This window comes from Microbulbifer maximicatervae (SeqCode), from assembly GCF_052467955.1.
Genome location: NZ_CP174329.1, coordinates 5045045 through 5058566 on the forward strand (window position 1 = coordinate 5045045; position 13522 = coordinate 5058566).

At 42.8% G+C, this 13522-nt stretch carries 14 protein-coding genes and 1 tRNA gene; 6 read left to right on the plus strand and 9 right to left on the minus strand.

Translation table 11 applies throughout. The features are described from left to right. The first annotated feature begins 32 nt into the window (after window positions 1-32). Entirely contained in the window at window positions 33-452 is a 420-nt protein-coding gene (locus ACJJI5_RS21795; protein ID WP_444914877.1) for a diacylglycerol kinase, read from the plus strand. Window positions 453-736: 284 nt separating this feature from the next. Then, window positions 737-813, plus strand: a tRNA-Ile gene (locus ACJJI5_RS21800). A gap of 484 nt (window positions 814-1297) precedes the next feature. Here ACJJI5_RS21800 and ACJJI5_RS21805 read toward each other — a convergent pair. The 3 genes from ACJJI5_RS21805 to ACJJI5_RS21815 all read right to left on the minus strand — a co-directional run bounded on the left by ACJJI5_RS21805 (window position 1298) and on the right by ACJJI5_RS21815 (window position 2362). Continuing rightward, window positions 1298-1501: a hypothetical protein gene (locus ACJJI5_RS21805; RefSeq protein WP_445355155.1), complete on the minus strand. Its 204-nt coding sequence runs from the start codon at window positions 1499-1501 to the stop codon at window positions 1298-1300. 27 nt (window positions 1502-1528) lie between these two features. Then, complete coding sequence (locus tag ACJJI5_RS21810) at window positions 1529-1771, minus strand: hypothetical protein (RefSeq protein ID WP_445355156.1); 243 nt, start codon at window positions 1769-1771, stop codon at window positions 1529-1531. Between the two features lie 210 nt (window positions 1772-1981). Further along, entirely contained in the window at window positions 1982-2362 is a 381-nt protein-coding gene (locus ACJJI5_RS21815; protein ID WP_445355157.1) for a hypothetical protein, read from the minus strand. A gap of 301 nt (window positions 2363-2663) precedes the next feature. On the opposite strand from ACJJI5_RS21815, the gene ACJJI5_RS21820 reads away from it, so the two are divergent. Further along, window positions 2664-2906 (plus strand): hypothetical protein, encoded by a 243-nt coding sequence (locus tag ACJJI5_RS21820; RefSeq protein ID WP_445355158.1) that lies wholly within the window; start codon window positions 2664-2666, stop codon window positions 2904-2906. A gap of 278 nt (window positions 2907-3184) precedes the next feature. Next, entirely contained in the window at window positions 3185-4198 is a 1014-nt protein-coding gene (locus ACJJI5_RS21825) for a zinc-dependent alcohol dehydrogenase family protein (RefSeq protein ID WP_445355159.1), read from the plus strand. Window positions 4199-4256: 58 nt separating this feature from the next. Here ACJJI5_RS21825 and ACJJI5_RS21830 read toward each other — a convergent pair whose 3' ends face one another. Then, window positions 4257-5201: a GlxA family transcriptional regulator gene (locus ACJJI5_RS21830; RefSeq protein ID WP_282934496.1), complete on the minus strand. Its 945-nt coding sequence runs from the start codon at window positions 5199-5201 to the stop codon at window positions 4257-4259. Window positions 5202-5710: 509 nt separating this feature from the next. Between ACJJI5_RS21830 and ACJJI5_RS21835 the strand changes: the two genes are divergently transcribed. Further along, entirely contained in the window at window positions 5711-6799 is a 1089-nt protein-coding gene (locus tag ACJJI5_RS21835) for a hypothetical protein (RefSeq protein WP_445355160.1), read from the plus strand. Between the two features lie 128 nt (window positions 6800-6927). Then, window positions 6928-7203 (plus strand): hypothetical protein, encoded by a 276-nt coding sequence (locus ACJJI5_RS21840; RefSeq protein WP_444892674.1) that lies wholly within the window; start codon window positions 6928-6930, stop codon window positions 7201-7203. Between the two features lie 62 nt (window positions 7204-7265). Here the strand turns inward: ACJJI5_RS21840 and ACJJI5_RS21845 are convergent, their stop codons facing one another. The 5 genes from ACJJI5_RS21845 to pepB all read right to left on the minus strand — a co-directional run bounded on the left by ACJJI5_RS21845 (window position 7266) and on the right by pepB (window position 13450). Beyond that, complete coding sequence (locus ACJJI5_RS21845; RefSeq protein ID WP_445355161.1) at window positions 7266-7982, minus strand: CARDB domain-containing protein; 717 nt, start codon at window positions 7980-7982, stop codon at window positions 7266-7268. A 291-nt stretch (window positions 7983-8273) separates the two neighbouring features. Next, window positions 8274-9320 carry a DUF3667 domain-containing protein gene (locus ACJJI5_RS21850; protein ID WP_445355162.1) on the minus strand — a complete coding sequence of 349 codons (1047 nt, stop codon included), beginning with the start codon at window positions 9318-9320 and terminating at the stop codon, window positions 8274-8276. 67 nt (window positions 9321-9387) lie between these two features. Beyond that, window positions 9388-10542, minus strand: a complete 1155-nt coding sequence (locus ACJJI5_RS21855) for a DUF3667 domain-containing protein (protein ID WP_445355163.1) — start codon at window positions 10540-10542, stop codon at window positions 9388-9390. A 231-nt stretch (window positions 10543-10773) separates the two neighbouring features. Next, complete coding sequence (locus ACJJI5_RS21860; RefSeq protein WP_445355164.1) at window positions 10774-11928, minus strand: DUF3667 domain-containing protein; 1155 nt, start codon at window positions 11926-11928, stop codon at window positions 10774-10776. Between the two features lie 232 nt (window positions 11929-12160). Next, window positions 12161-13450, minus strand: coding sequence for an aminopeptidase PepB (gene pepB / locus ACJJI5_RS21865; protein ID WP_445355165.1), 1290 nt, complete (start codon window positions 13448-13450; stop codon window positions 12161-12163). Window positions 13451-13522: the final 72 nt, after the last annotated feature.

A 13522-nucleotide genomic window follows, 5' to 3' on the forward strand; every position in this document is an offset into this window, starting at 1 on the left:
CCGCGCAGGCTTAGTGAAAGCAGGAGATAAGCATGCAAAAAGAAATGGCGAATAAGCAGGAAAAATCTGACGAGCTTGCCAACAAGCCCGGCAAGAAGGGGTTTGCTCGCCTCCTGGCTGCCACTAGCTACTCCAGTCAGGGGCTCGTCGCTGCATGGCGCAATGAGGAAGCTTTTCGCCAGGAAGTAATTGCTGCCTGCCTAATGGTGCCTCTCGCACTCTGGGCCGGGGAGACACCTACTGAGCGCGCCATATTGATTGCAGCCGTGATGTTTGTCCTCCCAATAGAACTTATCAACAGCGCTATTGAGGCGACCGTGGACCGCATCGGCCCCGAGAAACACCCGCTGGCCAAGATTGCCAAAGACACAGGCTCCGCCGCCGTGGCCGTCGCCCTCTTCGCTGCTTTCCTGGTTTGGTGCTGTATCCTTATCCCCAAACTGCCGATTTAAATACTTTAGTATGGGGTTTTAGCCTCCATTTCACATAAACAAGACAGCTGTACCAATTACAATCTCTAATTGATACTATCGAACCAATTAAGGTATTTGACAGCTTTCGCAAGGTGGGTATCTATTCCATAAAGATCAGTTGTTGGCGAAAGCTTGAGCAATAGGGAAAGAAGATTTCTAGAATTTGCCCATATCGGCTTTGAGTGCTAACAAAGGCATTGATTTGCAAGGGAAAATCTTGTACTTTTCCCAACCGCTTGCAACGATCCTCGCAAGCAATGTGTGGGCCCTTAGCTCAGTTGGTTAGAGCATCCGACTCATAATCGGCAGGTCCTGGGTTCGAGTCCCGGAGGGCCCACCATTTTTAATCCCCTATAAATCCAAGTCATTTCTCGGTAATTCAACTCCTCCGCTATCCTTAGCTTTCAGGGGAAGCGATTACTTACTCGCCACCTTATAAAAAATTAGCTAAAGAAAAATTCGTAGTTTTCTAGGGCCCGCCGATTGCTAAAAACTCAAGTATTTATTGGCCCACTATTGACACGGGGAAAGGCCTCGTAAGGAAAATCGTGTAATTCACGAATCCCTGAATATTTCTATTATTTTTGAGATGTCACTGGACTATCTGATAATGGGCCAGCCGATGGAAAAAGGTCCCATCCGCAACGATGATGCTATTTAAGCGTTTCAAGCTGCTGGAGACTTTTGATGATCAAGACAAGGACACGGTGATTCGGATGATCGATGCGATTATCGCCCAGCGCCAGGTGGAACATGCTATGCGGCCGCTGATAGTTAACGCTCTACTTTTCTTATTCGGCAGAACTCAAACTAATGTCCGTATTTTAGCTTTTAAAAGCTCTTATAAAAAATCGAGCCGACCATGAACACATTGCAAGCCCAAAAATAAGAAACCAATCAAACCCTTCCGCAATCAATAATACAATTACTCCACAAATCGCAATTATAAATATTACAGCAAGAACTAAAGCTAGCTTTCTATAAACTGGTATCACTCTAGAAGAGCCTATCGGATCAATTTCACTCAATTGGATTCTCCACCAAACTTAAACCTACTATTCAGACAGCCAAATTGCTGTTCTATTTACAGCAATACGAGCAAGTGAGCCAACAAAGTTTCCAGCTTCATATACAGCCGTTAAACGAGCACAATTAACTACAGCACCTGTAGACACATGACCTAGAGTTTGAAGCCTTGTTCCCAAGTGGTCTGCCGTCTTAAACCCACCTTTAAAAAACTGTCCAAATGTCATATATCCAGTTTCACGTGCAATTGCACCACCGTCAAATAATCCCACTACCTTTTTATCTACTGATTTCAGGAAACCAATAGTAAAAAAATTTCCTGTCCGACCACCAGTAAAATTAATTATTCCCTCAAGAGCACCTTCATAAAAATCTTGACTTAACCCATTTGCTACCGCGTTATAACGCCATTTAGCCCCATCCCAGAATGCACCAGTATAGCCTTTAGCCGTGCTCCAAAGACCTCCCTTTTGTGCAGTAGCTCATCTCTCAATCAAGAAGTATGCTAGAAAAAATATACAAATTACAGGAACCAATAGGCTCAATACTCCACCCGCATACCCAGAGGGCTTACAGAGAACAACCTTTTTCTTAACTAAAAAACTCTTACTGCGACTTCGAATAGAAAAAAGTATATAATTTAATAAAAAAACAATAATCGAAATTAATACTGCCGAAAATTTGGTAACACCAGAAAAAGTTTCTCCTAACCCTAAAAACATATGAGCAAGCAGAACTCCGTTTATAAAAATGGCAATCTCAAATAAAGAGAGGGATAGGCAGGCATAGTAGTGATTATGTCTGCCCACACCATTAATCTTTTGGGAGAGAGCAAAAAATTGAAAATAAAAATAATTAAGCATATTTCAATCTAGCAATTTCCGGTAAGAAAACAAATCCTATCAACATTTGTCATCACTAAAAGTCTATACATCTCAGGGCTATACTTAAGCATTGCCGATGTTCCCCATAGCTAACAGCTGCAACTCCACCCAAAGTACCACAAGCAAACCCTGCTACACCAAACGCTAAGTCAACACCTGCATTAATACACTAAAGCCATTCCCGTTACTTAAAGCCTGACAACCATTCCAAAGTGAGATAGCATTACTGACATAAAAAATTACTGTACCCGCATGTTTTAGTGTTTGGAGACTTTTAGAAGTGTCTAATGCGTTTGCAACAGGAAATGGACTCATAAGGAATATAAATGTAAATAAAAACAATGAAACATTACTTTCCTTCTTGCGGGCCATTAAACACTATAAAACTCTACTTGATTCTGAAATTCTAAAGGATCCAGGGGATATCTCAAGGCTATTATATGCATATAATGAAGCTTTAGAAAATTTAAAAATCTTATATGACGTAGAAGTAAGTAAAGAGGAGAACCTTTTCCAAATCTAAGCAGCACTTAATCCCACCGAAAGATATCAATACGAATCTCCAAGTGGAAAATCTATTGAATACTCAATAACAGCCTTGCAGTCTCATCTTCCATTTGTGGATATCTTTCATTTGAATCATCGATAGGTTCGCTTACCTGAAAATGCCTTCCCTTTTGATATCGAAAGACTAGTTCTCTTTGATTTCACAATTAATCTAAATATTTCCGAACTTATCAAACATGTCTAAGTTGATTTATTATCTAGTGAACCAAGAAATCAATAAAAGGAAAGAAAACGATGAAGGCATTGACGCTAAAAACACCAGGTGGACTAGAAAACATTTCGGTTAGCGACATCGCTGACCCGGGAGCACCCGGCCCAGACCAAATCCGTGTTGCAATTAAAGCCTCCTCCCTCAACTTCCACGATCTTTTGGTTGCCAACGGCGGTATTCCCACACAAGACGGCCGTATTCTGATGTCTGACGGCGGCGGTATCGTGGATGCAGTTGGTGAGGATGTTACCGATTTTCAGGCCGGCGATTCTGTTGTGTCGTGCTTTTTCCCACAGTGGCCAGCAGGTACGCCTATGGCTTCCGTGGGTAACTTTGCCAATACGCCTGGTGACGGTATCGATGGGATGGCCGCTGAGTTTGTTGTGCGCGATCAGAGCGCTTTTACCCTTGCCCCAAAAGGCTGGAGCCACGCTCAGGCGGCAACCATTACTACCGCGGGCCTTACTGCTTGGCGGGCATTGGTAGTAGACGGCAAGGTAAAACCTGGCGACACAATATTGACTCTAGGAACTGGCGGAGTATCTATTACGGTAATTCAGATTGCCAAAATACTGGGGGCCAAAGTTATTGTTACTTCTTCTTCCAATGAAAAACTGGAGCGCGCCAAAAAATTAGGCGCCGATCATGGCGTCAACTATCGCACCCATACACAGTGGTCAAAAAAGGTTATGGAGCTGACGGAAGGCAAAGGTGCGGACCATATAATTGAGCTCGGTGGCCCCGGTACACTAGAGCAATCGATCCATTCAGTCAGAGTTGGCGGCCATATTTCATTGATTGGTGTTTTAACGGGCCGCTCGGGAGAAGTGCCCACAGCACTGTTGATGGCCAAGCAGGCCCGGTTACAGGGCTTGATCGTTGGAAGCCGTAGGGATCAACGGGAATATGTCACCGCATTGGAAGCCAACCAGATACAGCCAGTGATTGATAAGACTTACCCTATGGAGGAACTGGCTGCGGCATTTGAGTACCAGGCCAGCGGGTCGCACTTTGGCAAGATCTGCGTCGAGTGGTAATGGAATAGCTCTCAATCTCGCCGCACTCTTAAAGCTAAGACACTTGTGAGAGCGCGGCTTAACGATTCCTACTGAAATATGAGGGGGAAACTCCAAATTGGCCATAAAAAGCCCGGCGAAAGCTATCATAGCTTGCAAACCCTACCTGCCGAGCCACCTGAACAAGGCTTGCTGATTCACAGGTGATTAAATCCCGCGCCCGGTTTAAACGGAGTTGGTTTAGATAATGTCCGGGGGTGCTATTAAGATGCTGTTTGAACAAGCGAGTTAACTGGCGATCGCTGACGGAAATACGCTCCGCCATATCGGAAACGCTGATTGATTTCTGGTAATTCTCCGACAGCCACTCCAATAGAGGATTGAGCCTCATACTGTCGCTGGATTGCACTTTAAGCAGATCAGAGTACTGTGACTGCCCTCCCCTGCGCTGAAGATAAACGACCAGATCTTTAGCCACGCTGGCCGCAATAGTATTGCCATAATCCTGGCGAATCACTTCCAAGGCCAAGTCGACTCCAGATAGAATTCCCGCTGAAGACCACAGTTTTCCGCTTTCAATAAACAGGGGGTCCTGCTCAACCTGATAATTGACTGCTTGCTCGGCAAGCTGCCGGCAATGCCGCCAGTGAGTGGTAATGCGGTGCTTTTGTTCCGGAAATATATCTGTTAGTAAGAATGCACCTGTACAGATACTCAAGACACGTTCTGCTTTGTCTGCGATTGCACGCAGCGCATTTACCTGCTTAGGACTTAAGCGCAGCTGCCGCATCCCAGTACCGCCAGTAATGACCAGGTAATCAATTTCCCTATCCTGGTAAATATCAAAATCCACTGATAGGGCTTGGCCGTACGCGGTTTTAACTGATGCATTGGTTAAACCTATCAAACGACTTGTATAGGCCTCACTAACGAAACTATTAGTCTCCATAAAGGCATCCAAGGGCCCAAAAAGGTCTAACGCCTGGAATCCATCTGCAACAAAAAAACCTATCTTCTTGGTCATAGCATCTCCTCCACACAGGGAATTGTACTCCAGTGGGCGCGTCTGCTATGACACATTTACGACATAAAACGACATTGGTACTTCACCTAAACTAGTTCAACATAGAACTACCTCCATGAAACTGAACCACCCAACCTCATAAGGCTGGCAAAAGATTAGCTAGTCAGTCCAAATTCCAAAGCAATTAAAACTCTACCATTCAGCTGCTCAATATTTGTAAGGCTCTTATTATTCAAACTGTTCGTACCAAGTTGGTCAGCTCTTATCCTAAATAGGAAGTTTTACCCAATAACAAATAAGCATTATAAAAATACTCAAGATGCAACTGAACCAACCATGACGCCGGTCAAGTAATAAAAATTAATTTAGAGTTAACCTTCAGTTTTATTCACCAAACAAACTGCAGTTGTATTTTTCACCCACACCAAATTTCCACCCCATAAAAAACAACTTATTACTCCAAAAGTACCAATACCTAAAGCACAAGAAATACAGTAAGGATGTATTAAATGGCGTTACAGAAGTCCCCTGGACAAAAAAGAAAATCAATGGTACGTACAGTATGCATTTTAGTTTTCCTTATTCTGACTTACTTTCTGTCAAACTATTACTCTCGTGCCAACAATGAATCATTAAGTTGGATCGAAAGTCATCAAGCTCTAGATGCTGAAGTAGTAGCGTTAAGAGAGGAGGAAGAAGAGTACCGTGGCCGCAAAGGTAAAAAGCGCTATCGTACAAATTACTATATTGACTACCAGTTTAACTATGAAGATGAAGACTTTGAATCCTCCGCAGAGGTTCCAAAAGGAATTTATAGTCAATATAAACAAGGTCAACCTATCGAAGTATGGTTTCCAGAGGGCGACATCTACGGGCATGTATTAGCGCAAAATGCTCAAAGAAATGTCGAAAATAACACACCTGTAGGAAACCTGATTCAAGCAGCACCTATCACTATAGGTATCTGCCTCGTCTTATATTGGATTTTAAGCTTCTTGTTTGTAAGGGAGTCAAAAAAAGCACTACCCGAGGGCTTTTATACTGAGACGTCCTGGCTTGATATCGATGATAACTACCTCGTCGCCTTAGAAGGAGATGAACTCGTCTATTTTGATATCCCGAAAAAACAGGCTTCAACTGCTCAATCCGCCTATCAAGCGGGGAAATCCCCTGAAGAAATATATCATTTGTGTAAACCTGATACCGCAGCACGAATCCCTCTCAATGAAATAAATTCACTTAGCAGTGACCACAATTCAGATGTAATAACGATCAAGCACGGGGATAAGACCCATTCTGTTGAGTTCTTAAACCAAACAGTAAAAGCGCACGCATTAGAGCGTATCGAGAAACAACTACCTGAGACAATGGATTATCAGCATATTCAGCGGTCTCGTTTGCAAGCCACTCTACCGTCACTTGTGATAGCAATACTGTTAATTGGCCTTATCTACTGGCTTGACTCATTTATTCTCCGTGCGATAGTTGGTTTTATTGGGCTAACCTCTGTGGCCCCGAATCTTTTGTCCAAATTAATTAGTCCGACAGAGACACGCCTCTGGGTGAAAGTCGAAGAAACCTCTGTAAAGCACGCATAGTAAAGAAGATGGCCAGCTTCGGCTGGCCGCTTTAATAGAACTGCCTGTTGCTCATAATCGAGCTCAGCTATACTGTCCCCAGAATAAACATAACGTCAGTCTGAAGACCCATTGGGATAGCAGAGATTATGAACTTCTCTTCATTAGCTTTTGCCATGCTCACCACAGCTACTACTCCAAATAGTTGCACAGATGGTATCGCTTTACTCCGTGGAGTAACAGCCATTGCCGCTGAATACCCTTGGCTGAGTGCAGATAAAAAAGATTATATAGTCCGAGACTATCCACGAATGTATCTCGTGCTACCTAAAATACCCGGGGAGCAAACAGTCGGTAATGAACAGCCTAATGCCGCGGTGGATAAAGAAAGCTGCCAGGTTATTAATGTGTTTCTTTCTAGCTAATTTTATTTAGTATCTCAAAGCTCCCTACGGCTTAGTTCCGGGAGCTCTCCCCCTATCTACTACTACCCTTGCTCAGCATAAGTCAGTGTATTGTTATTTTCGTTACACTCATCGACGAGATTGGTAAAGTCAGCAGTTACCTCTAAAACCGCATCCGGATCAAAAACCCAGTAACCCAAAGTAAATACAATACTTACAGTGCCACCTGTTGGAATTGCAGGCGTCGCCTGTACATCGTTGGCTAGTGTATCAATATCTAAAAGGCGAGCCTGGCTGATTGGCGCTGCCAGAGCACCTATATTAGTGATATCGACTACGATGATGGATTGCCCGGTTCCAGGATTCCAGATCGGATCATAGATTTGGCTCACTATCAGGTCAGGTTTATTACATACACACAGACACATAAAGTGATCATCTTCTTTGACACCATAAGGGGTTCCGACATAGCAAACCGACTTATCGTCAAACTGATTACCATAGAGCCAGTGAGATGATGGGTCATTGACAGGTTTCTCGATTATTTCAGGGTCGCGAGTTACCTTACAAACACTGGTAGATTCAAAATCATCTATCAGGTCAGTAGCAACCTCTGACTCAGGCACCCCTCCAACCCAAATTGCACAAGTCCGACGACATGTCAGTGGACCCTGCCCCTGCCAATAATTTGGAAACCAACCCGCTTCATAGTTTTGCATACTTAAATCTTGAATTGGATCTGCATAACTGCTAGAAGCTAAAATCCCTAAGATAACTACACGCAATATAGATTTAAACATAACGCTCTCCATTTAAGTGAATACACCTATAAATTTACCCATCCAGATTCATGTAACTTAGACTGAATTTATGGGCAGAGCGATTGTAAACTGCGCTTAATGAATATCTATGGAGACAGCAAAATTCTGGCGGGAATTAATTTTGCTTGCTATTGAATGCAAACAAAAAATAAACACCTTCAAACCATGTATTTCTAATAACAATTAAAATAGAAAGCCACCTATCATACAAATATAAATAGCAAAATAACGCAACTGGAGCCAGAATAACAAATTGGAATAACCAGAAACTTATAATTCAGCCAAACTATAAAATGCTGCCATTACCGTACCGAGCATGATTAGTGGCAGATAAACAAAACTTAAAACCGAGTATTTAATACAGGTCGAAACCCACCCCTCTTTATAAATATTCTTTTGCATTACTAGTAAGTTTATTGGCATCCAGAGGAAAAGCAGTAGCAAAACTCCATAACATAAAATTTCTGCCCAAAACAAAGGCTCAACAGATTCTTGCAAGAGAAAAATAGCAGTTCCTAGCAACAACGTTAGGCTCACATAGGCATGACTATGGAGCGACACAATAACATGCTCCATATATAATTTTTCTCTACACGCATAAAGTAGCCACAATATACCTGAATATATTGGCAGCATAAGTAATAGCATTGTAGGGAGAGATCCGAAGAAAGCCTTGGCAAAGATTGTAGGATTTTCCGATACTCGATCAATATTACTCCTCGCCTTTTCGAATTCGATATCAAACCAATGACGCCATGCCTGTGGCATAAATTCTACAGCATAGACTTTTTCTTCAAAAATTGAGAGTACTCGATTAAAAGATATCGACCATACTTCTTGCTTATTTTCTGCTCCACGAATTTTCAATTTCCTGCCACCAGGTAAATCCCAGTCAAATTGTTTCTCTGTATCACCTGTGGAAGACGGAACCATTTTTGCGGCAACATTCTCACTAGTACGGATAGGCTGCTCTTGAGCAATACTCCAATCACTACTAATACGAATCAGAAAAAAGGCGCTTACGCAAAGAAAGATAAACAGCTTTACCGGGCTTACATATCGTGCTCGCCTTCCAGATAAGTATTCTATCGTTAAAAATCCTGGGGATAACAATAAAGCCGGCAGTGTTTTCCACAAGCGTGAATCAAGTGCCACAAGGGTATTTAGAAAGTCTCTAATTACACTTGATAAGCGTCTCACAATACCTTCTGCTGACTGTCCACAGCCATAACAGAAATGCCCCAATAAAATTGTATTACAGTTAGAGCAATAATCTTGCCTCTCTACCGACGTTTCCTTTCGATTTCTAATACTCACTATATCTTCCGACTATATATAACTGTATACTTTAAATGTCCATCAATTTATATCGCTAAAATCGTTATTACAATCCAGCCAAGCTCCAAACAATGGCAAAAACCGCCCCAATTGATAATAAACACAAGTAAGCCATCCCCAATACTGAATATTTACAAAAGGTTACAAACCAGCCTTGCCTATATATACGCTTTTGCATCCAAAGGAGATAAACCAGAACCCAAAAAATCAATAAGGTTATCAGGGCCTCTAAAGCTAATGTTATAGCAGTATACCCGGCCATGTTAACACTTAGTATGTATAAGATATTTCCAATCAGGATACTTAGAAATATAAAAGCATGACTATGTAAAGCTACAATTAAGTGTTCCATATATAGTCGACGCTTAAAGATATAGAGCGCCCATAACATCATGGCAAACATTGGCAACATGATTAACAGTGCATAAGGAAGCGTCTTAAGAAATACTTTCTTGAACCGATTTGGATTTTCAGTAACTTGTTTAATATTCTGGTTGGCATTTTCAATCTTTGCATCCATCCAGTCTTGCATGGGCTTTGGCAGGCCTTTGATATCCATTCTTATTAATTTATTATCTGGATCATTGGCTGATGACTGCCAAACTGGCTCCGAGTCCTCTTGAGAAATTATTCGCCCCTTATCACTGCCTTTAACAATCTCATTTTTAATACCTCTTTTAATACCCTCTTCAACCTCCTCTTTAGCTTCGATAAGACTTATTTCAGCCTTCTTAATTTCTCCTAGCAGGCCTTTTTGTTCAGGAATTTCAGTATGTACTGGCCGATCCGCCTGCAAAAGGAGGTCGACACCCGACGCTTCTAACTGAGGTCCTTCATTTGAAGTATCAACATCCGTAAAATTGATTGTCCAGTCTCCACTCAAACGAGTTACAAAAAGACTGGTGATACAGAGAAAAATAAATAGCCGTACAGGGCTTACATATCGAACACGACGACCAGAAAAATACTCTGTTGTTAAAAACCCTGGTCGGAAAAATAGCGCAGGTATGGTTTTCCATGTTCTGGAGTCAAATGCCAACAAGGTATCTAAGAAATCACCGATTACAGATGAAAAATGCCGCACCATACCTTTAACGGGCTGACCACAAGCATAACAATGGGGACCTAACAACTGTGTACAGCAGTTTGCGCACTTATTATCTTCATTACAAACACTTGCCATTGATGTCGTACTACTCAAGACCTACTTCCTTCGACATTCCCTTTAACTACTTACCACTAGTAATCCGAAAGTCCAATTTTCTGAACAGAATTACGGATATAAATTTACAATACAACATTCTGAATATAGATGGTGCTGCGAGCGAACTCTTTAGCTTGAATAACTTAACATCGAAACAGCACAGTTTCACCTACACCAACCATTAAACGCTTATGCGTTTAATGGTTGGAATCCTATTAGGATATATCCTTATAACTCTGCCAAACTCCAAAATACAGTAAGAGCCGCACCAACAGATAATAAAACTAGATAAGCTAAACCCAAAAAAGAATACTTAAACAGGGTCATGATCCAACCCTGCTGATATACACGCTTTTGCATCCAAAAAAGATATATAGGAACCCAAAGAACTAATAGTGCCATTAAGCTGTTAAGAGACGAGTATATAAATGCGTATCCTTCCAGTTGACTACTAATACTATAAAAAAGGTTGCCAATCAGAATACTCAGGCAGATAAAAGCCTGGCTGTGTAACGCTACAATCAGGTGCTCCATATAAAGTCTGCGTTTAAAGACGTAAAGCATCCACAGCATCATGGCAAATATTGGCAGTATGACTATAAGAGTTGACGGAAGAGCTCCCAAGAATGCTTTTTTGAAACGATTTGGATCATCGGTGACCCTTTCTACATTTTTATGGGCGCTCTCTACTTTACGGTTAACCCAATCTTCTAATGGTTTGGGAAGCCAATCAACTTGAAGAAACTCTCTATCTAACTCACTAATAGTCTCATTCAATCCTGAGGCCAGTTCCTCTTTAGAAAGGTTTTCCGATCCATTCTGGCCTTCATCAATCTCACTTAAATCTTCATTGAGTTTATGCAAACCACCGGTAAGCTTCTCTTGTTCGCTAATCAGATTTTTCTCAACGTCTTCCAAAACAGCGACAGCATAACTATTGTTAACGTGCTTTTCTTTGCCTTTTCGAATATCTTCGATGGCGTCGTTATAACCTTGGCTCGCTTTTTCAACATCGACTGACTCAACGTCTACATTTCCAAAATTAATAGCCCAGTCACTGTTTATCTGGGTTACAAAGAAGCTGGTGATACATAGAAAGATAAACAAGCGTACAGGGCTGACATAACGCACCCGTCGACCAGAGAAATACTCAGCGGTTAAAAATCCAGGTCTAAAAAACAGAGAGGGTATTGTTTTCCATGTGCGGGAATCAAAAGCAAGTAGGGTATCAAAAAAGTCTCCAATTACTGAAGAGAAATGACGAACCATGCCTTTAACCGGCTGACCACAGGCATAGCAATGGGGCCCCAATAGCTCTGCTTGACAATTGGCACAATGGTTTGGATTATAATCCGAATTATTTGTAGAGGTTGCAGTGCTCATTACCGCTCACCGAATCACTGATTATCTTATTCACCTGGCAAATGCTTCCAGACCCAAGTATCTGCTAACGAACCAGAACCGAAATACCTCAATTAGCAGAACGTTACTAATATCCCGGTTTTCAGCTGGAGTACAATTTTTTTAATGACTTATAGGTATTAGGGGCGAGGTAAAAGAAACGCGCCGACAATTAGGCGCGTTTCGTAAGGTATTTGGCATAAATTGCCGGTTGCTAATTATCCAAAAGGAAGCGTGCAATTGTCCGCAGGCCGTGCCCTTTAGCACCTGGCGCCCACTGATCATTGCCACTGGGCTGATAAGAGCCAGAAAGGTCCATATGCACCCAATTGCGGCCTTCATCCCGTACAAAGCGCGCGAGGAAGGAGGCTGCCGTAGATGCACCAGGACTTCCCTCAATACCAACATTGGCGATGTCGGCAAAGTTGGACGGGGTTTGCTCAAGGTGGAAACGCTCTAAAGGCAGTCTCCACGCCTTTTCATTTTCCTCAGAAGCTGCAGACAATACCTTTTGGGCTGCTTCATCTTCAAAACTAAAGACAGAGTTGAAATCCCGACCTACAGCCATCTTTGCTGCACCGGTCAGAGTAGCGGCATCTAATAACCAGCGAGGCTCTTCTTCCGAAGCTGCAATTAAACCGTCGGCCAGTACCAGGCGCCCTTCAGCATCGGTATTCAGTATTTCTACACTCACTCCGTTTTTATATTTAATAATATCGCCCAATTTAAAGGCATGACCGGAGATCAGGTTTTCTGCGCAGCAGAGATAGAGTTTGACCCGCTTGTTGAGACCTCTGGCTATTGCAAGAGCCAAGCCTCCAGTTACCATGGCCGCGCCACCCATATCGGATTTCATTGTGGCCATGTTGTTGGACGGCTTAATGCTGTAGCCGCCGGAGTCAAAAGTAATTCCTTTACCTACCAAACACATATCAACCGGCGCCTGGTCATCACCCCTCGGGTTAAAGTCCACTTGTAACATCACCGGCTCACGTACACTACCACGCCCAACGTTGTGGATACCGACAAACCCTTCACGCAGCAGGTCATCCCCGGCAACTATACGGTAAGTTACCGCACTGGGAGCCAGCTTTTGCAGCATTTCTGCAGCGCTCTCCGCCAATACACGCGGAGACACATCATCAGGAGTACCATTAGTAATTTCACGAACCCAGCGACTGGCATTTTCACGGGCGGCGAGTTCTTTTAACTCGGCGCTGTCATCAGTCCCCCAGTCAATTTTGTTGGATTTACGCGGGTTAAAAAAACCTGCCCAAAATGCCCAGCGGCTTTCAATGCTCCAGCTTTCTCCTTTGAGGACAACATCGTTGACCCCCATACCATCGAGCTTTCGGGCAGCTCGCTGCGCTGCAACCAACACAGCGCCTTTCGCAGCGCTAATATGAATATTGGCAGCGCTACCATCAAAGCTCAGCAGAGCTGACTCTCCCCAGGGTTCCGGCGCAAAGCCCTCAACCAAATGAATATGCATAGCCTTTGTCATACAACACCTATTTTGAAACTTGTGTACCAATTTTATCGGTATTTCTCCTGCATTCTAACAGGACATTAAAAA